This window comes from Roseateles oligotrophus (genome assembly GCF_025717515.1).
Classification (GTDB): domain Bacteria; phylum Pseudomonadota; class Gammaproteobacteria; order Burkholderiales; family Burkholderiaceae_C; genus Paucibacter_A; species Paucibacter_A oligotrophus.
The window spans coordinates 1-21,804 of sequence record NZ_JAJIRN010000007.1 but is presented as its reverse complement, the minus strand read 5'-3'; the positions used below and the strand labels follow the sequence as shown (position 1 = coordinate 21,804).

The 21,804-nt window shown below is 62.4% G+C and carries 25 protein-coding genes and 1 pseudogene; 16 read left to right on the top strand and 10 right to left on the bottom strand.

The genetic code is table 11. The features are described from left to right. Positions 1–8: 8 nt before the first annotated feature. From LNV07_RS15660 to LNV07_RS15645, 4 genes are all read left to right on the top strand, one after another. Positions 9–1,133 (top strand): NAD(P)/FAD-dependent oxidoreductase, encoded by a 1,125-nt coding sequence (locus LNV07_RS15660; protein ID WP_263572453.1) that lies wholly within the window; start codon positions 9–11, stop codon positions 1,131–1,133. Then, positions 1,130–1,393, top strand: a complete 264-nt coding sequence (locus LNV07_RS15655; protein WP_263572102.1) for a (2Fe-2S)-binding protein — start codon at positions 1,130–1,132, stop codon at positions 1,391–1,393. The genes LNV07_RS15660 and LNV07_RS15655 overlap by 4 nt, the downstream gene beginning before the upstream one ends. Next, positions 1,390–2,649, top strand: a complete 1,260-nt coding sequence (locus LNV07_RS15650; protein WP_263572101.1) for an NAD(P)/FAD-dependent oxidoreductase — start codon at positions 1,390–1,392, stop codon at positions 2,647–2,649. The genes LNV07_RS15655 and LNV07_RS15650 overlap by 4 nt, the downstream gene beginning before the upstream one ends. 118 nt (positions 2,650–2,767) lie before the next feature. Next, positions 2,768–3,547: a DeoR/GlpR family DNA-binding transcription regulator gene (locus LNV07_RS15645; RefSeq protein ID WP_263572100.1), complete on the top strand. Its 780-nt coding sequence runs from the start codon at positions 2,768–2,770 to the stop codon at positions 3,545–3,547. A gap of 55 nt (positions 3,548–3,602) precedes the next feature. On the opposite strand, the gene LNV07_RS15640 is transcribed toward LNV07_RS15645, so the two are convergent. Continuing rightward, positions 3,603–3,815, bottom strand: a complete 213-nt coding sequence (locus tag LNV07_RS15640) for a hypothetical protein (RefSeq protein WP_263535755.1) — start codon at positions 3,813–3,815, stop codon at positions 3,603–3,605. A 326-nt stretch (positions 3,816–4,141) separates the two neighbouring features. On the opposite strand from LNV07_RS15640, the gene LNV07_RS15635 reads away from it, so the two are divergent. Then, positions 4,142–4,702, top strand: a complete 561-nt coding sequence (locus tag LNV07_RS15635; protein WP_263572099.1) for a thymidine kinase — start codon at positions 4,142–4,144, stop codon at positions 4,700–4,702. 44 nt (positions 4,703–4,746) lie between these two features. Here LNV07_RS15635 and LNV07_RS15630 read toward each other — a convergent pair whose 3' ends face one another. The 4 genes from LNV07_RS15630 to LNV07_RS15615 form a co-directional block, all read right to left on the bottom strand. Beyond that, the gene (locus LNV07_RS15630) at positions 4,747–4,983 is read right to left on the bottom strand and encodes a hypothetical protein (protein WP_263535753.1); all 237 of its coding nucleotides are present in this window, start codon (positions 4,981–4,983) and stop codon (positions 4,747–4,749) included. A gap of 219 nt (positions 4,984–5,202) precedes the next feature. Further along, positions 5,203–5,961, bottom strand: a complete 759-nt coding sequence (locus LNV07_RS15625) for an enoyl-CoA hydratase/isomerase family protein (protein WP_263572098.1) — start codon at positions 5,959–5,961, stop codon at positions 5,203–5,205. Between the two features lie 57 nt (positions 5,962–6,018). Then, positions 6,019–7,527 carry a glycine betaine ABC transporter substrate-binding protein gene (locus LNV07_RS15620; protein ID WP_263572097.1) on the bottom strand — a complete coding sequence of 503 codons (1,509 nt, stop codon included), beginning with the start codon at positions 7,525–7,527 and terminating at the stop codon, positions 6,019–6,021. Next, complete coding sequence (locus LNV07_RS15615; protein ID WP_263572096.1) at positions 7,517–8,242, bottom strand: ArsR/SmtB family transcription factor; 726 nt, start codon at positions 8,240–8,242, stop codon at positions 7,517–7,519. Before LNV07_RS15615 ends, LNV07_RS15620 begins: the two co-directional genes overlap by 11 nt. A 51-nt stretch (positions 8,243–8,293) precedes the next feature. Between LNV07_RS15615 and LNV07_RS15610 the strand changes: the two genes are divergently transcribed. From LNV07_RS15610 to LNV07_RS15570, 9 genes are all read left to right on the top strand, one after another. Further along, positions 8,294–9,436, top strand: coding sequence for a cytochrome P450 family protein (locus LNV07_RS15610; RefSeq protein WP_263572095.1), 1,143 nt, complete (start codon positions 8,294–8,296; stop codon positions 9,434–9,436). After that, positions 9,433–9,789: an antibiotic biosynthesis monooxygenase family protein gene (locus LNV07_RS15605; RefSeq protein WP_263572094.1), complete on the top strand. Its 357-nt coding sequence runs from the start codon at positions 9,433–9,435 to the stop codon at positions 9,787–9,789. Before LNV07_RS15610 ends, LNV07_RS15605 begins: the two co-directional genes overlap by 4 nt. Positions 9,790–9,817: 28 nt before the next feature. Continuing rightward, complete coding sequence (locus LNV07_RS15600) at positions 9,818–10,285, top strand: CreA family protein (RefSeq protein WP_263572093.1); 468 nt, start codon at positions 9,818–9,820, stop codon at positions 10,283–10,285. A gap of 121 nt (positions 10,286–10,406) precedes the next feature. After that, positions 10,407–12,500 (top strand): elongation factor G, encoded by a 2,094-nt coding sequence (fusA, locus tag LNV07_RS15595; RefSeq protein ID WP_263572092.1) that lies wholly within the window; start codon positions 10,407–10,409, stop codon positions 12,498–12,500. A 113-nt stretch (positions 12,501–12,613) separates the two neighbouring features. Beyond that, complete coding sequence (locus LNV07_RS15590; protein ID WP_263572091.1) at positions 12,614–13,207, top strand: hypothetical protein; 594 nt, start codon at positions 12,614–12,616, stop codon at positions 13,205–13,207. Positions 13,208–13,625: 418 nt separating this feature from the next. Beyond that, positions 13,626–13,820, top strand: a complete 195-nt coding sequence (locus LNV07_RS15585; RefSeq protein WP_263572090.1) for a hypothetical protein — start codon at positions 13,626–13,628, stop codon at positions 13,818–13,820. A 44-nt stretch (positions 13,821–13,864) separates the two neighbouring features. Further along, a complete protein-coding gene (locus LNV07_RS15580) occupies positions 13,865–14,125 on the top strand; it encodes a hypothetical protein (protein ID WP_263572089.1) in 261 nt (86 codons plus the stop codon). Positions 14,126–14,279: 154 nt separating this feature from the next. Then, the gene (locus LNV07_RS15575) at positions 14,280–15,122 is read left to right on the top strand and encodes an HDOD domain-containing protein (RefSeq protein ID WP_263572088.1); all 843 of its coding nucleotides are present in this window, start codon (positions 14,280–14,282) and stop codon (positions 15,120–15,122) included. A 27-nt stretch (positions 15,123–15,149) separates the two neighbouring features. Then, positions 15,150–15,767: a TPMT family class I SAM-dependent methyltransferase gene (locus LNV07_RS15570; protein WP_263572087.1), complete on the top strand. Its 618-nt coding sequence runs from the start codon at positions 15,150–15,152 to the stop codon at positions 15,765–15,767. 35 nt (positions 15,768–15,802) lie between these two features. Here LNV07_RS15570 and LNV07_RS15565 read toward each other — a convergent pair whose 3' ends face one another. Next, positions 15,803–16,285 carry an Lrp/AsnC family transcriptional regulator gene (locus LNV07_RS15565; RefSeq protein WP_263572086.1) on the bottom strand — a complete coding sequence of 161 codons (483 nt, stop codon included), beginning with the start codon at positions 16,283–16,285 and terminating at the stop codon, positions 15,803–15,805. Positions 16,286–16,408: 123 nt separating this feature from the next. Here LNV07_RS15565 and hppD point away from each other — a divergent pair, with 123 nt between their 5' ends. After that, a complete protein-coding gene (hppD, locus tag LNV07_RS15560; RefSeq protein ID WP_263572085.1) occupies positions 16,409–17,539 on the top strand; it encodes a 4-hydroxyphenylpyruvate dioxygenase in 1,131 nt (376 codons plus the stop codon). Between the two features lie 25 nt (positions 17,540–17,564). Here the strand turns inward: hppD and LNV07_RS15555 are convergent, their stop codons facing one another. After that, positions 17,565–18,485 carry an esterase/lipase family protein gene (locus tag LNV07_RS15555; RefSeq protein ID WP_263572084.1) on the bottom strand — a complete coding sequence of 307 codons (921 nt, stop codon included), beginning with the start codon at positions 18,483–18,485 and terminating at the stop codon, positions 17,565–17,567. A gap of 52 nt (positions 18,486–18,537) precedes the next feature. Between LNV07_RS15555 and LNV07_RS15550 the strand changes: the two genes are divergently transcribed. Next, the gene (locus tag LNV07_RS15550; protein WP_263572083.1) at positions 18,538–19,248 is read left to right on the top strand and encodes an FFLEELY motif protein; all 711 of its coding nucleotides are present in this window, start codon (positions 18,538–18,540) and stop codon (positions 19,246–19,248) included. On the opposite strand, the pseudogene tnpC reads toward LNV07_RS15550, so the two are convergent. The 3 genes and pseudogenes from tnpC to tnpA form a co-directional block, all read right to left on the bottom strand. After that, positions 19,241–20,854 (bottom strand): annotated as a pseudogene (tnpC, locus tag LNV07_RS15545) (IS66 family transposase). The gene LNV07_RS15550 and the pseudogene tnpC overlap by 8 nt on opposite strands. An 86-nt stretch (positions 20,855–20,940) precedes the next feature. Then, complete coding sequence (gene tnpB, locus LNV07_RS15540) at positions 20,941–21,279, bottom strand: IS66 family insertion sequence element accessory protein TnpB (RefSeq protein WP_263572082.1); 339 nt, start codon at positions 21,277–21,279, stop codon at positions 20,941–20,943. Beyond that, complete coding sequence (gene tnpA, locus LNV07_RS15535) at positions 21,279–21,635, bottom strand: IS66-like element accessory protein TnpA (protein WP_263572081.1); 357 nt, start codon at positions 21,633–21,635, stop codon at positions 21,279–21,281. The genes tnpB and tnpA overlap by 1 nt, the downstream gene beginning before the upstream one ends. Between the last annotated feature and the right edge of the window lie 169 nt (positions 21,636–21,804).

Here is a 21,804-nt window from a genome sequence, read left to right as displayed (position 1 = left end):
GCGCCGGCATCAAGCAGCGCCGCACGGCCGATGCGCTGATCGTCGGCGCCGGCATCATCGGCGCTGCCTGCGCGCGCGCCTATGCGCGGCTTGGCCTGTCGGTCTGCGTGATCGAGCCCGGCGCGATCGGCGGCGGCGCGACGGCCGCAGCGATGGGCCATTTGCTGGTCGTCGACGACGAGGCTGGCGGCACTGACGCCGAATTCCAGCTGACCCGGCGCAGCCAGCAACTCTGGCAGCAATGGCTGGACGAAAACGCCGATCACCCGGCGCAGTCCGAGCATCAGGCCTGCGGCACCTTGTGGATTGCCGCCGACGCCGAAGAGCTGGCCTTGGCCGAACGCAAACAAGCCTGGTTGGCCGCGCGTGGCTTGGCCGCCGAGATATGGAGCGCGGCCGACTTGGCGCGTGCCGAGCCGATGCTGCGCCAGGGCCTGGCCGGCGCGCTGCATGTGCCCGGCGATGCGCGCGTCTATCCGCCCAAGGTGGCGGCTCGCTGGCTGGCCGAGGCCCGCGCCGAAGTGATAGAGGGTCAGGTCTTGTCCTTTGATGGCGCCAGCGTCTTGCTGGCCGATGGCCGTCGCCTGTGGGGCGCGATGACTGTCTTATGCGCCGGACTGGCCAGCCAAGCCTGGTTGCCGCCCGGCTGGCTGACGCCAAAGAAAGGCCATTTGGCCATTACCCAGCGCTATCCGGGCCTGGTCAGTCATCAATTGGTCGAGCTGGGCTATATCAAAAAAGCCCATTTGACTGATCAAGACACGGTGTCCTTCAATGTCCAGCCACGCCCGGGTGGGCAATTGCTGATTGGATCCTCACGCCAGATTGGCCGCAGCGACCGCGAGCTTGACCCGGCCATCTTGCAAGACATGTTGCGCCAGGCCTGCGGCTATTTGCCGGGTCTGCGCGACTTGAGTCTGCTGCGCTGCTGGACCGGCGCGCGCCCCGCCAGCCGGGATGGTCAAGCCATCATCGGCGCCCATCCCGAGCTCAAACGCGTCTGGTTAGCCACCGGCCACGAAGGCCTGGGCATCACGACCTCGCTGGCCACGGCCGAGATGCTGGCGGAGTTGAGTTTGGGCACCGCGCCGCAAATTGACGCGACGCCGTTTTCGCCGAGTCGCTTCGCATGAATCAGCCCTTGTTAACTACCCAAATCACCGTCCACGTCAACGGTCAGGCCAGCCGGGTTCCACTCGGTTGCAGCGTCGCCGCCGCACTCGCCCACGCGGGCCAGAACGGCACACGCCGCTCGCTCACGGGCCAGCCGCGCTCGGCCTTCTGCGGCATGGGGCAATGCCAGGAATGCCGCGTCAGCATTGACGGCATGGCTAACCGACTCGCTTGCCTAACGCCGGTGAAAGACGGCATGAAGATCGAAACCGAAACATGAAGACCCTGCGCGCAGATGTGATCATCGTGGGCGCCGGGCCGACCGGAATTGCCGCCATTGGCCCGCTGCTAGCGGCCGGCCGCAGCGTCATCTGGATCGATCAAGGCGTCAGGCCGGGCGGGCAAATTTGGCGCGCCGGCGTCGCCCAACCCTGGGCGAAACAACTCGCCGCCCTGCTGCCGCATTCGTCCCTGCGCTGCTTGTTCGGCCACGCGGTCATCGCGGCCGAGGGCGGCGGGCGCCTGCGTTTGCAAAATCTGCTTGATCCCGGCGCCGCCGCGGTCTTGGTGCAGGCGCCGCAAACGCTGCTGGCACTCGGCGCAAGGGAACGCTTTTTGCCCTTTCCTGGCTGGACTTTGCCCGGCGTCAGCGGCGCGGGCGGCCTGCAAGCCTTGATCAAAAACGGTTGGCCGATAACCGGCAAACGCGTCGTGTTGGCCGGTTCCGGGCCCTTGTTGCTGGCGGCCGCCGATACCGCCCGCGCGGCCGGCGCCAAGCTGATCTTGGTTGCCGAACAGGCAAGCCGCAAGTCCTTGGCCGGCTTTGCCGCCCGGCTCCCCTTGGCCAAGCTCGGACAAGCGGCCGGCCTGGCTTGGCGGCTGCGCGGCACGCCCTATTTGCCCGGCACCTGGGTCGTCCGTGCCCTCGGTCAAGCGAAGCTCGAAGCCGTGCTGCTGAGCGACGGCGCCAAGCAATGGGAGTTGCCCTGCGAGGCACTCGGCGTCGGCTTCGGCCTGCTGCCGAACACCGAGTTGGCCGAGCTGCTGGGTTGCCGCGTCGAGGCCGGCGCGATCGCCATTGACAGCAATTTTCAGACTTCAATGGCAGGCGTCTACGCGGCCGGCGAATGCACCGGCATTGGCGGTGTCGACAAAGCGCTGGTCGAGGGGCAAAGCGTGGCCCTGGCCCTGCTTGCTCGGTTAGACACATCCGGCAGCCTGAGACGACGCCGAATTCAGGTCGGGCGTTTCGCTGCGGCCTTGGAAAAGGCCTTTGCCCTGCGCCCCGAACTGCTTCAATTGGCCGATGCCAAGACAATGATCTGCCGCTGCGAGGATGTCAGCCTGGGAGATCTGAAAAGTCAGCGCAGTTGGCGCGATGCCAAGCTGCAAACGCGCTGCGGCATGGGCGCCTGCCAAGGCCGTATTTGCGGGCCAATCACGCAGACCCTGCTCGGCTGGCCGGCAGCCCAAATGGGGCGCGGCGTTCGGGCGCCATTGCAGCCCACGCCGCTGGCCTGCCTGCTTGACGACTAAGCGGAGTCCGAGCGGCGAGTCATCACCGCGTCATCAAATTGCGCCCTAATGGCAGACTGCCCTGCGTCGGCCGCTTGAATCGGTGGACGCCTCCATCCGCTCGCGCAAACCGGCTCTCATGTGGACTCCTGAACGTCACGACCGCATCATCTCGCTTTTGCAGCAACGCCAGCGCCTGACCACCGACGCGTTTGCGCTTGAGCTGGGCGTATCCAAGGAAACCGTTCGGCGGGACCTGATTGAACTTGAATCGAATGGCAAGCTCAAGCGCATGCATGGCGGTGCCGTGCCCTGCGTGCAGCCGGTCGAGACCTTGGCCGAGGCCAGCTACCTTGAGCGAGGGCGACTGCATCAAGCCGAAAAGCGCGCCATCGCACGCACCGCCGCTGCACTGATTGAGGCGGGTAGCACTTGCTTCATCGATGCGGGTTCAAGCACCAACGCCTTGGCCCAGGCAATGCTGGGCAGCAAAGGGATCCGCGTCATCACAAATTCGGTCGAGGTGGCGAGAACGCTGGCGAGCAGCACCGCGATTGAGGTTCACCTGCTCGGTGGCCAATTGCAAACCGATGTGCCCGCCACCAGCGGTGAATTCACCGTCAGCGAAATCGCCCGCTTTCACGCCGATTACGCGGTGATTTCACCCACGGCCTTGAACCCGGAGCATGGCGCGCTGAACTACGCCTGGCATGAGGCCAGCGTGGCCCGAGCCATGCTCGCTCATGCGCGCCACAGCATCATGCTGGCCAATGCTCACAAGCTCGGCCAAGGCAGCCGGGTGCAAATTTGCACGGCTGCGTCGATTGACTCTTTGGTGACCGACCACCAAGCCGAGCCGGCCATGCTGGAGCGTCTGCGCAAGTCCGGCATTAAACGGGTGATCAGCGCAGGCGCCTGACGGCTCGCAGGACAAAGCGCCCCGCCTGCGCACCACAACCCAGTGGTGGGTCGGGTTAAATACTGTCCTTGGGTTTTGCGCAACCGGGTTTGCAAACCACCTCGGTGCGACCCAATACACGCTTGGACTGCAGATTATTTGGCGTGCGGTGCTTGCCGCATTTAAAGCAAGAGCGGGTATGACCGCTGCCCAGAAACGGCGACCCGCCCAGTTTCGACTCATAGCGCAGGCCGTTGTCGCTGACGCTGGTGTAGGTGTCTTTACTCATTGTTGTCACTCCTTAGCCTTGCCGACCCGCGGCGCGAGGGGCGCGACGGGCCCGATATGCGTTGACTACTCCCATCCCTCAACACAATAGTAGGCGGCAGATATGGCAATTGACTACCTCGCTTGCCCCATGTTTTGTCACAATTCGGGTAAGTCATACCGCCTATTTAGGGGATTACTACGGCGGTTCGAGTGAGTGCAAGCCCAAGTCCCGCCATTGCGCCTTTACACGCACAATGGAGGGGCTTGTTTTGCGAGCGAATTTGCAAGTAGGCAGCAAAGATATTCGAACCGCCCCCCCTTCCCTGAGCCCCTAGAACCCCCTCCATGGCCAAGCTATTTTTTCGTTATGCAGCAATGAATGCAGGCAAGTCGACCGCCCTGCTGCAGGTGGCCCACAACTACGAAGAGCGCGGGCATAGCGTGCGCCTGTTTACCGCCCGAGTAGATGACCGCTATGGCGGCGGCCATATCACCTCCCGGCTAGGGCCGCAGCGCGAGGCCGAGTTGTTTGGACCCGAGACCGATTTCCTGGCGCTCAATGCAGCGCGGCCCGGCGTCGCCTGCCTGTTGATAGACGAAGCGCAGTTCCTCAACAAGGCGCAAGTCTGGGCGCTGCATGAGTTGGCACATATCAACAATCTGCCGGTGATTTGCTATGGCCTGCGGACCGATTTCCAGGGCGAGTTATTCCCCGGATCGGCCAGCCTTTTGGCCTTGGCCGACGAGATGGACGAGATGAAGACCATCTGCGACTGTGGGCGCAAGGCAACAATGAATATGCGTGTCGACGCCAACAACCGCAAGGTCACCGTCGGGGACCAGGTCGAAATTGGCGGAAATGCCCGCTACCGGGCCGTCTGTGGGCGCTGCTTCAGGCAGCTTTGATTGAACACGGCCTCGCCGGGCCGTTTTGTTCAATCGTCAAGCCGTCACGGCTTGGTCAACAGCTCATCCAGCTCCTTGCAGGTCGGGGAGCACACTGGTTGAGATTTGCCCAAAAGCTTCTTGGACTTGAGCATCGCGCGCGGACGATGTTTGCCGCACAAAAAGCACGACATGGTCGCGGCACCAAAGGATGAGGTCGCCGCAAATGGCGAACCCGGTGCTTTTGAGCGGTAGCGCAGTCCATCAGCTTCGATGGTGGTTTTAGTACTGTCCTTGGCCACGTCGGTCCTGATAGTGAGTTAGAAAGAGCCTAGCTTGAACACCCACCCAGATTTTCCTCGATCCGAGTCGGCGCATCTTGCAGACCCCCTATTTTCCACTATCTGGAGCCTGTTCTCACATCCAGTTCGCTCCGAGTCCCCTCAGAGCGAGGGAGGGGATTCCCTAGTTGCGCCAAATTCAGAGTTGATTCGACGAGGCAACCGGGCGCCGACCCGGGTTCAACCGCCGATAAAATGCGGCACTCGCCGCTCCTGCCAAGCCGCCACGCCCTCGGCCAGATCGAGGGAAAGATTGGCATGGGCGATGTCGGCCTGCAGCGCCGACGCATCCAAGGCGCCGCAGGCAATCGCGTTCAAATGCTTCTTCATGCCCAGCAAGGCGAGCGGCGCCATCGCCAGCAAATCGGCGACCAAGGCCTCGGCCGCCTGATCAAGCTCGGCGCCGCCGGCCAACATCTGGTCAAGAAAGCCACAGGCCAACATTTGCTTGGCGTCCAGCGTGGCGCCGGCCAACAAGACCCGTTTGGCCCATTGCAGGCCGAGTCGGCTGACATAACGCTGCAGGCCGCCGCGGTAGAAATGCAGGCCCAAGCGTGCCGCCGGCACAAACATCTCGCAGGCGGCCGCACCCAAGCGGAAGTCACAAGCCAGCGCCAAGTCGGTCGCGCCGCCGTAAAGTCCGCCTTGAATCTTGGCCACCGTGATCGGTCTAGCCGCCTCCCAGTCATCCGCCAAGGCCTCGAACAAGGCACCGGCATTCACACCGGGCACTGCCGCAATATTGAAGCCGCTGCAAAAGTAGCGGCCTTCACCGCTCAGCAGCAAGACCCGCACCGCACTCGTCTGATTGACCTGATCGACCTGTGCACGCAGCGTGCGCAAATCTTCGATCTCCAGGCGATTGGCCAAACGCGGCCGGCGCAAGGTGATGCGGGCGATGTGGCCGTCGATGTTCAGCAATGGGGCGAGACCGGTCATGGCGGGGAATCAGTAAAGAGTCAGCGCAGTCTAGCCTTGCTTCCCCGACAAAAAACCTCAAGAGCCGCTGCGCCGGCGCAGTACCAGCGAGATTGCGGCAAACATCGCCTCGAACAAGAGCGCCAGCGCGGCAGCCGGCAAGGCGCCGGCCAGCAGCAGATCGCGGTCATTCAAGGCCAGGCCGGTAACGATGCGCTCGCCCAAGCCACCGGCGCCGATGAAGGCAGCAATCGTCGCCGTGCCAACCGCGATGCTGGTCGCTGTGCGGATGCCGGCCAACACCATCGGCAAGGCCAGCGGCAACTCGATCAGGCGCAGGCTTTGCCAAGGCGTCAGGCCCAGCGCCATGCCTGCCTGCTTGAGCCCCGCCGGCACCTCGGCCAAGCCCGTGCAAGTGTTGCGCATGATGGGCAGCAAGGCGTAAAGCGTCAGCGCCAGCATCGCCGGCAGGCTGCCGATGCGCTCGACCCAGGAGATCAGCGCGGCCAGCAGCGCCAGCGAGGGCACCGTTTGCAGCAAGCCGCAAGCGCCCAGCAGCAAGCCACGCAGACGCGCATGCGGCGCCGCCAGCAGCGCCAGCGGCAAGCCGACCAAGCTCGCCAGCCCAACCGAGGACAAGACCAGGCTCAGATGTTGCAAACTCAAGCGGAGTAAATCGGGCCCGAACAACTTGCTCCAAAAACCGACCTCGGCAGCCTCTGTTTTCGCAGCCGGCAACAGCCGCTCGGCCGCAATAAGCTCAAAGCTCTTACCCTGCAATTCGGCTTTGGCATTCATGCCTATCATCGCGGCCTCGTCGATGCTGCCTGCCAGGCCTTGCAGCGCGCGCCAAGCGACGGGAAAGCGCCGAGGCACATCGAGCCGGTACAAGACAAGCGCGTCATAACGCGGAAAATACGCGCCATCATCTTGCAGCACACGCAGGCCCAGATGCGAGATCTTGGCGTCGGTCGTGTAAATGTCGATCACGTCGGTCTGGCCGGCGCTCAAGGCATCGTAAGCGAGGCCATGGTCGAGGCCGGTCGGCTGCTGCGGCAAACCATAACGCTTGGCCAAACCGGGCCAACCATCGGCGCGGCCAATGAACTCATTGCTCAGGCCCAGACGCAAGCCGGGCTGCCCGGCCAGATCGGACAGCTTGCTCACGCCCAGGGCCTGCGCCCGGTCAGCCCGCATCGCCAGCGCATAGCCATCATTGAAACCCAAAGCGATGTCAACACCCAGACCCAGCGGTTTCAGTTGCTCACGCATGACGGCCAAAGTAGACGGGGTCTTGTTCTTGAGAATTTCCTGGTCTATGGTGCCGGCATATTCGGGATAGAGGTCAATGCTGCCGGCCTGCAAGGCGGCATAGACGATGGCCGTGTTGCCCAGGCCGGCCAACACCTCGACCTTGCCGGCCTCGCCATTCGCCTGTGCCGTTTGTGCCGTCTGCGCCAACACATGGGCCAAGATGTAGGACTCGGTGAAACGTTTGGAGCCAATACGCAGCACATCACCGGCCGCCCAGGACCAGGAAGCTGCGAGCAGCAGGCAAATCCCCAACAAATATTTTTTAGAATTCATGCGAACTCAATCCAAGCAAACGCTGCAAACCGCTGCGGCCACGCTGGGTAAGGCGCAAGGCGCGGCTGTCCAACTCGCTCTCGACCCAAGCCTCGGCGAGCATTAGCTGCAGCCAGGCGGCGCCCAAAGCCCCGCCGAGATGCGGGCTGCGCACGCTCCAATCCATGCAGGCGCAGGCGAGCCGCCGCCTTGTAGACCGGGCGGCCGTGACATCCAGGCCCAGCGCGGCAAAACCTGCTTCGCCGGCCCCGCTGAGCGTGTAGGCGCGCGGCAGTTCGGTATCGACTTCCAACCAGGCCTTGCCCAAAACATGGTCATGCAGGCGCACGGCCCATTCGCCGGCCAGGTGGTCATAGCAGCGGCGAGCTTCACGCATGGCTGGCGGCGTGCTTGGCTCAAACGCCTTCGGCGCGCTGCCGGCGCTACGCCCTGCCAGCACCAGCATCGCCTCCAAGGCCGCCCCAACCTCGCCACCGGCCAGCTTGTAGTAACGGTGGCGCCCCTGCGATTGGCATTCGATCAAGCCGGCGCTGTTCAAGCGCGCCAGATGCGCGCTTGCGGTCGAGGCCGCCACCTCGCCCACCGCCGCTAACTCGGTGGCCGTACGGGCATGGCCGTCCATCAAGCAGCAGAGCATGCGCGCCCGCGCCGGCTCGGCCATGCTTTGGGCCAGTTCGGCCAAGGCCATGTCGGCAAAGTTTTGCTTGTCATCCATGCTTCGATGCTAAACGAAGCGTCGCGCTGCCAAAGAGATGACACTGACTCCATGACCTGCCCCTACCAAGCCCCCCACCCTGCGCTGACCGCGCTGACCGCCGCCGCGTCGCCCGACACCGCCGCGATGCAATCCTTTTATCGCGAGCTGAGCAAGCGCAGTACCTTGCAGTTTGATCCGGCGTCAAGCTGCTGGATCGCCGCCAGCCCGGAACTGGCGCTGGCCGCGCTGCAGCACGATGATTTGGGCGTACGCCCGCCGGGACAAGCCGTTCCACCCAACCTGCAAGGCCGGCCTTTCGGCGCCGTCTTCGCCCGCTGGTTGCGCATGCGTGATGACGGACCGCGCGAAGCCGAGAAGCTTGCCGTGCAAGCGGCGCTTGATGGCCTTGAACCTGCCCTGGTGCGGCAAGTCGCCGAGCGCCAAGCCGGCTTGGCGCTGCAGTTGGACTGGCGCCACTGGCAATGGGCCAGCCTGCCCTGCACGGTGGCCGGCCTGCTTGGCACCACCTTCAGCCACGCGACCGAGCAGCAAGCCCTGCTGGCAAATTTGGCGGCCTTGGCGCTCGCCTTGAAGCCGCAAGCGGACCCCGCCGCACTGGAGCAAGGCGACCGGGCCATGGCCGCTATTTTGGCCTTGCTTGACGGCGCGGCGCCGGGCCCCTTGGCGCAGGCGCTGCAAGCCCAGGCGCGGCTAATGGGCTTGGCCGAGACCGCCGACTGGTGGCAGGCGCAAGCGCTGGCCTTGCTGTGGCAAGGCTACGAGGCCGGAGCCGGCCTGCTCGGCCTTGGCCTGTTGGCAGCCACCCATTCAAGCGCCTCCGCCCCGCGAGATTTGGCGGCCTGCACCGACTTGCTCAAGACCGTCGGCCGCCAGCCCGGCGCCATTCATCACACCCGTCGCTGGGCCTTGCGCGACTGCGTGCTGGCCGGCCAGCCATTGCGCGCCGGTGACGCCCTGTTGGTGATCTTGGTCGGCGGAGCAGACCCCAAAGCCGAGCCCTTGGGCTTTGGCAGCGGCCGCCACCGCTGCCCCGGCATCACGCTGACCCTGAACGCCGGCGCGGTGGCTTTATGGCTCGCCATGCAGCAACCTACCCCTCAACAAACGCCGCGGTGCGCAGGCTTTCAAGCGCTGGCCAATGCCCGCATTCCCATCTTGAACAACTTCGAATCCGAGCAGGAGCAGACATGATCGCCGTCATCTTCGAAGTCAGCCCCCGACCCGAACACTATCAAGAATATTTGGATCTGGCCGCCGAGTTGCGCCCCTTGCTGCAAGAGATCGATGGCTTCCTCAGCATCGAGCGCTTCAGCAGCCTGAGCGAGCCGGGCAAGCTGCTGTCGCTGTCCTTCTGGCGCGACGAGGCGGCCGTGGCCGCCTGGCGCAATCTGGAACAGCACCGCAGCACGCAGGCATTGGGACGAGGCCATGTGTTCGCCGACTACCGACTGCGCGTGGCCGAGGTGCAACGCGACTACGGCCTGCATCAACGTGAACAGGCGCCTAGCGATAGCCGCCGCGTCCATTCAGCCCCGAACGACTGATACGCTCAAGGTCCACGGAGGATCTCTTATGCGAGCGAAATTGATAGTCTTGCTGGCGCTGGCTTGGCCGGCTTATGTGGCGGCTGACGCGATCGGCGAGGTCGATACCGTCTTCAAATTCATAGGCCCCGATCACAAAATCGTCGTCGACGCCCATGACGACCCCAAGGTAGCCGGCGTCACCTGCTATGTATCGCGGGCCAAGACCGGCGGCATCAAGGGTGGCCTCGGTCTGGCAGAAGATAAGTCCGAGGCCTCGATTGCCTGCCGCCAAACCGGCGTCATCGTTTTTGCCAAGGCATTGCCGCAGCAGGAGGAGGTTTTCAATGAACGTGCATCGCTGATCTTCAAAAGGCTGCGCATAGTTCGCATGGTTGACGTGAAACGCAACACGCTGGTCTATCTGACCTACTCCGACCGCGTGATCGAAGGCTCGCCGCAGAACAGCATCAGCGCCGTGCCGGTCGATCGCGGCACGCCAATTCCGCTCAAATAGCGAGCAGCCGTACTTGTAAGCTGGCCGCGCTTACTCTACGCTGGAGTTTGCGCCGGGGAGCCGCTTGACTGACCCGGCACTGGAATAGATGTCCATGCATCCGATCGCAAAGGAGCGCGTCATGCCCAGTCCCAGCAGTCCTTCAACGCAGAGTAGCAGCAGCCCTGGCATAGCGGCGATTCGCACGCTGGCCTTGGTCGGGCCGGCCGGGGCCGGCAAGACCAGCTTGCTGGAGGCGCTGCTGCTGCAGGCCGGCAGCATTGCCCAGGCCGGCAGTGTCGAGCGCGGCACGACCATCAGCGACTACGACCCGCTCGAGCGCAAGCTGCAGCACTCGCTGCACACGGCGCTGGTGCATATCGACCACGGCGGCATTCGTATTCACGCGATCGACACGCCCGGCGCGGCCGACTTCATTGGCCAATCACTGCCTGCCCTGGAGGCGGCGGACACGGCGGTGGTGCTCATCAACGCCCAGAACGGCATTGAAATGATGGCCTCCAAGATGATGGAGACCGCCGCCCAGCGCGGCCTGTGCCGGCTGATCGTAATCAACAAGATCGACGCACTCGAGCTGGATCTGCCCGCCTTGCTGGAGCAGCTGCGCGAGGTCTTTGGGCGCCAATGCCTGCCCTTGAATTTACCCGCGGCCGGCGGCAGCCGCGTGCTGGACTGCTTTTACAACATCACCGGCCGGGCCGATTTTTCATCGGTGGGAATCGCGCATCAGGCCTTGGTCGAGCAGGTGGTTGAAGTGGATGCCGCTTTTGTAGAGCGTTACCTGAACGAAGGCGATATCGACCCGCGCGAGTTGCATGGCCCGCTTGAGCAGGCCTTGCGCGAGGGCCATCTGATCCCGGTCTGCTTCACCTCGGCGCGCAGCGGGGCCGGCGTGGCCGAGTTGCTGGATGTGATCGAACGCCTGCTGCCGAATCCGGCCGAGGGCAATCCACCACAATTCCTGCGCGCCACAGGCGCTGGCGAGGCCGAGCCGGCTAACCAGCGCATGCAGGCAAGACCCGACCCCAGCGCCCATGTGCTGGCCCATGTCTTCAAGGTGGTGAGTGACCCCTACCTGGGCAAGATGGGTGTGCTGCGCGTGCACCAGGGCACGCTGACGCGCAATAGCCAGCTCTTCGTGGGCCACGGCCGCAAGCCCTTTCGCGTCGGCCACCTTTTTATGCTGCAGGGCAATAGGCACATCGAGGTCGAGCAGGCCTTGCCGGGCGACCTCTGCGCGATTGCCAAGGTCGAGGAGCTGCATTACGACGCGGTGCTGCACGACGCGCCCGAGGATGAGCATATCTTTTTGAAGCCGCTGGGCTTTCCGGTGCCGGTACATGGACTGGCCATCAGCCCGGCCCGCCATGGTGACGAACAAAGGCTCTGGGAGATCCTCGGCCGCCTGGTTGACGAAGACCCCTGCCTGAAGCTCGAGCACAGTGGCCAGACCAATGAAACCGTCGTCTACGGCCTGGGCGAGCTGCATCTGCGCATGTTGCTGGAGCGGCTGCGCGAGAGCTACAAGTTCGAGGTCTTGACGCAGCCGCCCCGCGTCGCCTATCGCGAGACCATCTCGACGGCGGCCGAGGGCCATTACCGGCACAAGAAGCAAAGCGGCGGCGCCGGGCAATTTGGCGAGGTCTATTTGCGGGTGGAACCGCTGGCGCGGGGCGCGGGCTTCGAGTTCGTCGATGCGGTGAAGGGTGGAACCATTCCGGCTCAGTACATGCCGGCGGTGGAAAAAGGCGTGCGCTCCGCGCTGGAAAGCGGGGTGGTGGCCGGTTTCGCCTTGGTCGATTTGCGTGTCACGGTGTTTGATGGCAAGCATCATTCCGTCGACAGCAAGGAAATCGCCTTCGTCACCGCCGGCCGGCGCGCGCTTATCGCCGCCGTGCGTGAAGCGCGTCCGTTGCTGCTGGAGCCCATGGTGCAGATCGAAATCAGCTCGCCCGCCACGGCGATAGGCGACATCACCGGCGACTTGGCCGCCCGCCGGGGTCAGGTCAACGGCACCAGCTCGGCCGTACCCGGCACCCTCATCGTGCAGGGCTTGGCACCCCTGGCCGAACTGTCCAGCTACCAGACCCGCCTCAACGCGATGACCAGCGGACAAGGCCGCTACACCTTGCTGCTGTCGCACTATGAGGTGCTGCCGCCGAATACTCAGGCGCAGCTGATCGCCGCATACAAAACCGCTGACGAGCAGGACTGAGTGGCCGAGGGGGAGGGAAACCTGCGCCGGAATGTGAGCAAGAGGCTACATCTTTAGCCGCTGAATTGCGTTGCCGTAGGCGGCCGCGAGCACCGAAGCTTTATCATACGCAGATGTCATCCGCCCCTGTGGACGTCGCCCAGATCCGATTGGACAACGCGATGCTCCTGTTCGAAGAGTTCGTCACCGCCGCCGTCAAACATCCCGATGCAGCCGCCTTGCGTGGGCTGGAGCGGCGTTTTGCCGAGCGCCTGCAAATCCAGCCCAGCTATTGGAGCCAGATCAAGAGCCGCTCAAGGCAGATCGGCGAACGCTTGGCGCGCCAGTTTGAGCAGCTGTTCCACAAGCCGGCCGGCTGGATGGACATTCCCCATCTGAGCAAGGCCGGACTGGCGACGGTGCCGGTGCAAGACAGCACGCCCAGCGTGCCCCAGGACGATGACGAGCGCTTCATTGTTGGCTTGGTATTGACCTACTATCGCCGTCACCCGCAGCGCGCCCGCACCCGTTTGCTGGACCTGCTGGGCGAGGTGCTGACGCCTCCGGCACCAGCACCAGCACCGGTCGCCACGCCGAAGCGCTCGACCGCGGCGGTTCAGCCACTGACTTCTCAGCCCAAGCCAGCGGCCTCGGGCGGCGCGGCCGAGCTGGACGAGTGGCGACGCATCCAGCAAGGCATTGCGCCCTTGAAACCGAAGAAACGCTGACCTTGGTTTCTTTATCAAAAAAGATACAAAGTACTTGCGCAAGATAAACAAACGTTTATCATTTGCACAAGTCGCGGCGTTCTGCGTTGCGGCGAACGCCCTATCTTCAACGCCTTAACCGGGCGCACCCCGCTGGACTGAAACTCGAAGTTGTGCCCGCCTCATCGGCCGACACAATTTTTCAGAGCACTCAGCAAGGCCGGCCCTGCACCCACCCGACTCGGCTCCGCCGAGAACCTCGTCATCCGTAGCCAATCACTGGATCAGCAACACAGATCTGGGAGCCGCTGCATTTTCCAAGGCCGCCCCTGGGCCCTTGTCAGCCATTAATCACGCCGCAGTGGCGCATTACCGCCCAAGGTAGAGCCGCTGCATGCCTCAAGACTCTAGCGAGCAAGCTCGCCAAGGAATATTGCATATGACTCAATTCACCAGCCCCCGCCCACTCAATATGAAGCTGCGCAAGCCCCGCAATCCGCTGGTGGCCCATGCATTGATGCGCCAGGCCGGCAAGCACGGCCATTTCGGCAGCAATAGCGGCCAGCGCCAAACAGCGCGCCGCGAACTACACAAGCAAACCCTGGAAATGACGCGGCCGGACGGCGGCGCCTGAATCAACCGGCCCATCAGCAATCTGGGCCGGCAAGGAGAAAGATCATGCGATTGACAGAATTGCGGGGGCCCGACGCGAACGCGGCCGAATACGAATGGACCCATGAAGCCTGGCGCCTGCGCCTTGCCCTAACCCTGCGAACCAGCAGCGCGCTATTGGCCCGCTTGGCGACACGCTTGACACGAAGCGCCCGTCCAACGCGTAGACCGGAACTGGAGTTCTATGCCGAGGCCGGCGCGCCGGAAGGTGCGCTGTACGCGGACGGGCGGCGTATTGGCACCCTTTCCGGCATCACCCGCCTGTAATTCAGCGAAGCAAACACCGACCTCGATTTGCAGTTCAAGCCGCGAGCCGGGTCGGTGTTTTTCCACGGCAAGCGGGCTAATTCTGCCGCTTTTCTTGGCACTTAAAAGGCCGAGGCGCTTTACGATTACGCATCACTCGACAAGCAGCAGCATCATGTCCGCGCCCCTACCACTCCCCGCCGTTCGCCAAGCCCCTCCGGACTTGGCCGCATGGACAGCTTTGTTCTGCAATGCGGAAATCCCGGTGCTGGCCGAGACGGCCGAGTCACTCGAGCTTTTGCGCGGCAACGAAGATGCCGTGGATGCGAACAGCCTGGGTGAAATGATCGCGACAGACCCACTGATGACCTTGAAGGTGCTGGCCTACGCCGCCAGCCATCGTTCCAGCCGCTTACTGACCGACGCCGAAACCGTCACCGCCGCTTTGGTCTTGATGGGCATCACACCCTTCTTCCGTGAGTTCGGCGCGCAGCCAACGGTTGAAGACCGGCTGGCCGCCCAAGCTCATGCGCTGGATGGCCTGCAGCGGGTCTTGCGCCGTGCCGAGCGTGCGGCCCGATTTGCGCTGTGCTTTGCCATCCACAGGCGCGATCCAGATGCGGCCGTGATCCACAGTGCGGCCCTGCTGCATGACTTCGCCGAAATGCTGCTATGGGTCAACGCGCCGGATTTGGCGCAGCAGATCCGTGATCGGCAAGCGGCCGATCGACACCTGCGCAGCTCGGCGGTGCAGCGCGAGATCTTGCATATTGAATTGAGCGATCTGGAGCAGGCGCTGATGCAAGCCTGGCATTTACCCGAGTTGCTTCAGCACATCACCAATGACAAGCGAGCCAATGACCCGCAGGTGCAATGCGTCAAACTGGCGATACGCTTGGCGCGCCACACCGCCGAGGATTGGAGCGACGAAGCCGTGCCCGATGACTTGCTGGACATCTCCAGGCTGCTCAATCTGAGCCAAGAAGCCACGCTCAAGCTCTTGCACGAGTTCGACTGAATATGCAGCTCCATCGGAATAGCTAAGGTGGCCGGACCCACGCAAGAATTTTGGCAGCAGCGATTCGTCTCCGGCCAAATCCCATGGGACCGCGGCGAAGCCCAGCCCCAACTGAAGCAATGGCTGGCACAGGGGCTGATCACGCCGGGGCAGAGTCTCTTGGTACCCGGCTGCGGGCGCGGTCATGAATTGCTCTTGCTGGCCAAGGCCGGCGTCAAAGTGCTCGGACTTGACTATGCGCCTGCTGCGGTGGATTTGGCACGCACCCAACTTGCGGCCCACGATGCATCCGGTTTGGCACGAGTGGAGCAGGCCAATGTGCTGACCTGGCAAGCCGAGGCTGCACTCGATGCGATTTACGAACAAACCTGTCTATGCGCCTTGCACCCGGATCATTGGCGCCGCTATGCCGACCAACTTCACAGCTGGCTCAAGCCCGGCGGGCGCTTGTTTGCCTTGCTGATGCAGGCCCGGCGTGAGAGTGCCGGAGTCGGCGTACTTGAAGGCCCACCTTACCATTGCGATATTCAGGCGGTACGCGCCTTGTTCCCGATTGATCGCTGGGACTGGCCTGCCCCGCCCTATGCGGCCCACGCCCACGCGCAAGGTTGGACGGAGTTGGCCGTGGTGCTGACCCGACGCTGAATCACCGACAAATCCGCCAATCCAAAGCAAACTCGTCAAACCGGCACGGCCGTGGTGTTCTTCAAGCGATCAAGCACAAAGCTGGTCTTGCAATCTTGGACACTTGGGTGCTTGAGCAGCGTCTCGGTGATGAAGCGCGCGTAGTGCGCCATGTCCTGCACCAAGACACGCAACAAATAGTCCATATCGCCAGTCAGCGCCGCACATTCGACCACTTCGGGCCAAGCTTGCACGGCAACCCGGAATAGCTCCATCGGATTGCGTTGATGGCTTTCGGTGTGTTTTTCGAGTCGCACATTGATATAGGCGGTCAGTCCAAGCCCGACCTTTTCGGGCGGAACCAAGGCCACATAGGCCGAGATCGCGCCAGATTCCTCGAGCCGTCGCACCCGCCGCAGCACCGCCGATGCGGACAGACTGACCTGTGCGGCCAAGGCGTCATAGGTCACCCGGCCATCAATCTGCAACGCCCTCAAAATGCGTCTATCAATCGTATCGAGCTGTAGATCAATTCCCATCTTTCGGATTCTCGCAGGACTCCTGCGTCTACGGGCGCCCTTGCGCCAGAGATCGCATGAATCCTGCGCCCCAAACAACCTACAGTCTTGACCCATCGCAAGACTCTTTTTTGGAGACAAGATATGGCATTCACTCCCTGGGAAAACCCAATGGGCACCGCTGGCTTCGAATTCATCGAATTCGCAGCCCCCAATCCGGCCGAACTTGGCGAGCTGTTCCTGACCATGGGCTTCACCGCCGTGGCCAAGCACCGGCACAAAAACGTAACGCTGTATCGCCAGGGCGGCGTGAACTTCATCATCAACGCCGAGTTGGACTCCTTCGCGCAGCGCTTCGCGCGGCTGCACGGCCCGTCCATCTGCGCCATCGGCTTCCGCGTGAACGACGCAGCCTTCGCCTACAAGCGCGCGCTGGAGCTGGGTGCCTGGGGCTTTGACAACAAGGCCGGCCCAATGGAGCTGAACATCCCGGCCATCAAGGGAATTGGTGATTCGCTGATCTATTTCGTCGACCGCTGGCAAGGCAAGAACGATGCCACCCCCGGCGACATCGGCAACATCAGCATCTACGACGTGGATTTCGTGCCGCTGCTGGACGGCGAAGGCAAGCCTGTACCGTCCAACCCGGTCGGCCTGGGCCTGACCTATATCGACCATCTGACACACAACGTCTTCCGTGGCCGCATGAAGGAATGGGCGGACTTCTATGAGCGCTTCTTCAACTTCCGCGAGGTGCGTTACTTCGACATCGAAGGCAAGTTGACCGGTCTCAAGAGCAAGGCGATGACCAGCCCTTGCGGCAATATCCGCATCCCGATCAACGAGAGCAGCGACGACAAGAGCCAGATCGCCGAGTACCTGGACATCTACCACGGCGAAGGCATCCAACACGTGGCCATGGGCACCGATGACGTCTACGGCACGGTCGAGCGCATGCGCGACTCCGGCGTCAATTTCCAAGACACCATCAACACCTATTTCGACCTGATCGACAAGCGCCTGCCCGGCCATGGCGAGAGCGTCGAGGAACTGCGCCGCCTGCGCATCCTGATCGACGGCGCAGCCCATCTGGACGCGCCTAACGAGTTATTGCTGCAGATTTTCACCAAGGAAGTGATCGGACCGATCTTCTTTGAAATCATTCAGCGAAAGGGCAATGAAGGCTTCGGCGAAGGCAATTTCAAAGCCCTGTTTGAGAGCATCGAACTTGATCAGATCCGCCGTGGCGTGCTGAAGGACGAATCAGCCGCCTAAATTCGGCCCGCAATAGAAAGCCCTGTTAGCCACTTGCTTCAGGGCTTTTTTCGCTCAGCAAATGCTGCAGGTCTGAAAATATCTGATCATCAAACAGCATGGACAAATGCCCGCTTTCGGCCACCTCGATCGAACGGGAACCGGGCAAGACATCGGCTCTCGCCGGGCAAACCACTTGATCAAAATAGCTGAAGTAACAAGTAAACCGCGCCGCTAGTTCCGGCGACTCGTCCCGAGCAAGCGTTGCCAGCCAAATACTGCCGCGACGCATCTGTCGCGAATTGACTGCGGGCGAAAACTGCGCCATCCAGGTGCCGGAATGTGGCGAGCCCAAGGTCATGATATGTGCGGCCGGGGCCGCGCCTTGCTGGGAATGCCCATACCGCCTCAACCATGCACGCACAGCTAGCCCACCCATGCTGTGGGCAACAATCACCGGAGGCAGGCCACTCAGGGCCAGCAAAGCCTGCACGCCCACCTCGATCTGGTCGGCATAGGCATCAATCGAACCAAACGCCGGTTCAAGCGTCAGCGCCACAAATGGCGTGCCTTTTTTACGTAAACCCCTCATCCAGGGATTCCACAAACCTCTATTGCAAGTGAACCCATGTAGCAAGAGCACGCCCCGTTCACTTGCTCCGGCAGGCAAGTTGTCGGGATAGCGAAATTCCGCGAAAGGCTGCTGCCAAGAGAAAACCCGTTCGCATGCCAACCATTCGCGCAACCATGCACGCAGCAACGGAGCGGGTCGAAATATTGCAGCGAGGCGATTGATTCGCGAAAGAGCAGCGAAGCTCAAAAATATGACCGCGCCGCCAAGACCGAATATGAGCGCGACAAGGAAAATACCGAGCGCCACGGAGCCGCTGTTCCAGCCCCAAAGCAGGGCGAGCATACACAACAGCAGCTTCAAGCCCATCAGCCCGCGTTGAATCCATGCATTCATCAGCTCAGTGTAGTGGCGTCACAATCGAGCCATTCAAACCAGCTCGGTTGCCATGGATTCAGCAATAGACGAACAGATCCTGAACCACCTTCGCGAAGTCGATGCGCAGCGCTTGCTGCGCGAACAACAACCTGGCTTGGGGGCAAAGGTTCAGGCATTGAAACGCTATCAGCAACAGCGTTTCGCAAACACCTATGCCGACCTCTTGATTTCCACTCGCTACCAAGGAGCGGCCGAGTTTTTTTTGAAAGAGCTCTATGGCCCTGGCGACTACACCCGTCGTGACGCTCAATTTGCGCGTGTAGTGCCGGCCCTGGTCAAACTCTTCCCCGCCGAAGTAGTCGACACGGTCGCGCGCCTCGCCCGGCTGCACGCGATTTCGGAGCGATTGGACACTTTGATGGCCGACAAATTGAACTCGGAGTACATCGATGCCCAAAGCTATCAGCATGCGTGGCAGGCCTGCCAAGAGCAAGGGTCACGCCAACTGCAGATTCAGTTGACGGTCGCTGTTGGTGAGTCGCTAGAGCGACTCACCCGCAAACCAGTACTAAGGCATGCGTTGCGGCTCATGCGCGGCCCGGCCACAGGCGCGGGCATGGGTGAATTGCAGGCTTTTCTAGAATCTGGCTTCGACACTTTTCGCGCGATGAAAGGTGCCGCTGAATTTCTCCATACAGTACAAGAACGGGAGCAAAAATTTGCCGAAGCCATGTATCCGTCCGGCGAACCCGTCTTGAATACGCCTGTGCCGTTCAGGTAGGCAGCTCACCGGGTCGCCAGCGGTGAGGCAGCAATTCCTCAATGCGTATGGCCGGCAGGGTCGGCAGGCGCTCCAGCACATCCTTCAAATAGGCGTATGGCTCATGCCCGTTCAAACGCGCGGAATGCACCAAGCTCATGATCGCAGCCGCCCGTTTGCCCGCGCGCGATGAGCCCGCGAAGAGCCAATTCTTCCTACCCAGCGCGATGGGACGAATCTGGTTCTCGACCCAGTTGTTGTCTATTGGCAATTCCCCGTCGTCGATGTAGCGCGTGAGCGCTGTCCATCGGTTCAGGCTGTAATCGATGGCTCTCGCGGTGGCCGAGCCGTCGGGCACTTTTTGCCGCTGCAGCGTCAGCCATTGGTGCAGCGAGTCAGCCACCGGCTTGGCTCGCGATTGGCGCTCGGCCTGGCGCTGCGCCGGGCTGAACTGCTGAACTTCGCGCTCCACGTCATAGAGCATGCCGATGAGCTTCAGCGCTTGCTCGCCTACCGTGCTTTGGTGGTGCACCCACAATTCGTGGAACTTGCGCCGCGCATGGGCCATGCAGCCCACCTCGATCACGCCCATCGCATAGCAAGCCTTGTAGCCGCTGAAGTCGTCGGTCACCAAACGCCCCTGCCAGCCGGGCTTGGTGTTTCTTGTGTCGGTACGGTCGTCCGCATCGGGCAAGCCCAGGAAGCTGCGCACATGCTGGCCCCCGCGGCTGTCCGCGAAGTCGAACACCACCGCCCGGGTGGCGTTGAAGCGCGTGGTGCAGTAACTCCAAAGATAAGCGCGGTGTGTCTTGCCATCTCTGAGGTTTGCGGGCTTGAGCATCGCCACCGGCGTCTCGTCGGCATGCAGCACGCCGTGGCTGAGCAGCTCGGCGGACAACGCATCCACCAAGGGCTGCAGCTGTGCGCCGCATTCGCCCACCCATTGCGCCAAGGTTGAGCGGGAGATCGCAAACCCGGCACGCTCGAAGATGTGTTCCTGCCGGTACAGCGGCAGATGGTCTAAGAACTTGGCCACCAGCACTTGCGCCAGCAGACCGGCAGTGGGCAGGCCCTTGTCGATGATGTGCGCGGCAACATGCGCCTGCACCAGCGTCTCGCATTGGTCGCAGACCCACTTGCCACGGATGTGGCGCTCCACCGTGAACACCCCGGGCTAGTAATCCAGCTTCTCGGCCACGTCTTGGCCGATGCGCTTTAACTGGCAGCCACAGCGGCATGTCGTGCTCTCGGGCTCATGCACGAACTCGCGGCGCGGCAGGTGCTCGGGCAAAGGCTGGCGCTTGGGGGTTTGCTTGTCTTGCGTTGGCGCCTTGGCCGGTATCAGGGCCTCGATCTCTTGGGCCAACGCGGCCAGATCGGTGTCGATGGTTTCATCCAGCAGGCTGCGCTGCTCGGCGTTGACGCCCTCCGACTGGGCCGCGAACTTCAGCCGCTTGAGCACCGCCATCTCGTGTGTGAACTTGTCGATGAGCGCTTGCTTGAAGGTGAGGTCGTGGTTCTGTCGTTGAATGATCGCTTCCTTGGCCGCCATGTCGCGGGTCAAGGCCAGCAGCATCTGGCGCATTTGCTCAGGGTTCAGCGATTCAATGGAGGGTGCGGTCATCACAGAACAGATGATGCCGAAGGCCTCGCCAATGCGCATCAGCACATCCCGCAATTGATGCAAGCCGCCAGTCTTGATCTACTTCCTAACTACAAAACCCTGATGACGCCGGCCTCGCCGATGCGCTGCCACGGCAGGCCCAACACCAGGGCATCCAGCTGCGCACGCGTCAGGGCCAGCGTGTCGCCGTGCTGCGGCCAAACGAACTTGCCGACGTTCAAGCGCCGCGCTGCCAACCACACCCCGATGCCGTCGTGTACCAGCACCTTCATCCGATTGGCGCGGCGGTTGGCAAACAAATAGGCGTGGTGCGGCCGCGCGGCGCCGAAGACATGGACGACCCGCGCCAATGCGGCCTCGGAGCCGCCGCGCATGTCCATCGGCGCTGTCGCCAGCCACACGGCTTCGATAGGAATCAGGCCCTGCATCAGCGCAGCAACTCGCGCGTCCAGGCCGCAAACTCTGCGGCTGCGGAGGTCAGCCAGGCGATGCTGATCGTCGTGTCGCCGCGCCGCAGTTCAATGCGAATGTCGGTCGGCACAGTGGGTTTGGACATGGCACCAAGCGGCAGGGGCAAGAAGCCGACCATCTTGGTCGGCAAGGCCAGATGGCCTGCCCGAGCCAGCTGCCTCCAGCCGTGCACGATGTTGGCATTGATACCATGGGACATCGCCACCTTAGCCACTGAGGCTCCAGCTTCATCACATTCGGCCACGACTCTGGCCTTGAGTTCGTCGCTGTACTGGCGCCGTTTAACTGTCTTGTCTGTTGTCATCATGTCCATCTATTGCTAAGTGGACACGATCCTTGCAGACCGGACGGGCTGATTCAAGATGGGTTGGCCGGACGCTTACGAAGCCATGTTCGGGAAGGCGCCCGAGAGAGTTAAAAAACTAGTCCAAAACGCAAAATGCCCCCAACTCTATCGAGCTGGGGGCATTGCTTGATATTAA